At 53.3% G+C, this 846-nt stretch carries 2 protein-coding genes; both read right to left on the minus strand.

The genetic code is table 11. The annotated features are described in order from the left end of the window. The coding region (locus tag ACXJKH_RS21455; RefSeq protein WP_457322407.1) for a MobA/MobL family protein at positions 1 to 187 on the minus strand (187 nt) is incomplete at its 3' end. Between the two features lie 258 nt (positions 188 to 445). Then, positions 446 to 796: a helix-turn-helix domain-containing protein gene (locus ACXJKH_RS21460; RefSeq protein WP_457322409.1), complete on the minus strand. Its 351-nt coding sequence runs from the start codon at positions 794 to 796 to the stop codon at positions 446 to 448. Between the last annotated feature and the right edge of the window lie 50 nt (positions 797 to 846).

Here is an 846-nt window from a genome sequence, read left to right on the forward strand (position 1 = left end):
AACAACTGGGAGCGCCTCTGGGCGCGAGCATCTGGTGGAAGGCCACGCCGTGACGTCGCGAGTAGTTATGACCGAGGCCAGTGCCGACATCGAGGACGTCAAAGCCAGCTCGGTAGGCCGCTGCTGCGACTGACGAGTCCCCCTTTCCGCGGCTGAAAGATTTCATGGTTGCGTGGTAGATCGCCATCTTGAAGCTCCTAGATTGATTTGAAAATCCAGGAAAAGGGCGAAACATTTCTTGTCTAGGCCTAAATAGCAGGCAATTTTGAGCGCTTGGTCACAGGGTTTCTCGCTTTGTTGATCGGCGAAAGCGGATCGACGAGGTGGCCCAGCCACCGCAAAAAGCGCCGACAGGCGCCGCACGGAATTTGCGGAGCAAAATCCATAAGTGCGCTCTTGCCTTAAAATTTGGCAATCCCCTAACAGCCCCCTAAAGGATCTTAAATTATTTGGGGCCCACTTCTTTTTTATTCCTCCTACGTAAAAATTTCTTAAAGTAGGAAAGAAGCAGTTGCTGCTCAAATGTGGGGAGCTTGGAATAAATAATAATCAAATCTTGCAGATCGTCATCATTAGCGAAAAACGCAGCCAAAGGCATCTCCAGAGCCTCGGCCAGACGCTGAGCAGTCCGCAGATCACACTCGTTGACGCCTTTTTCATACCGATTGATGCGTGTGCGGGCCACGTCAGGGCCTACCCCTGCGGCCACGCCTAAGGCCTCCTGCGTGAGCCCTGCCCTCAGGCGTGCTTCGCGTAGGCGATGAGCAAAGATCAGACGAGCGTCTTCCGAATCCAAAACTAGACCGCTGGCAGGCAATGTGATGAACGAGCATGGCGCTTCTCTCT

Source organism: Stenotrophomonas sp. P5_B8, assembly GCF_054049855.1.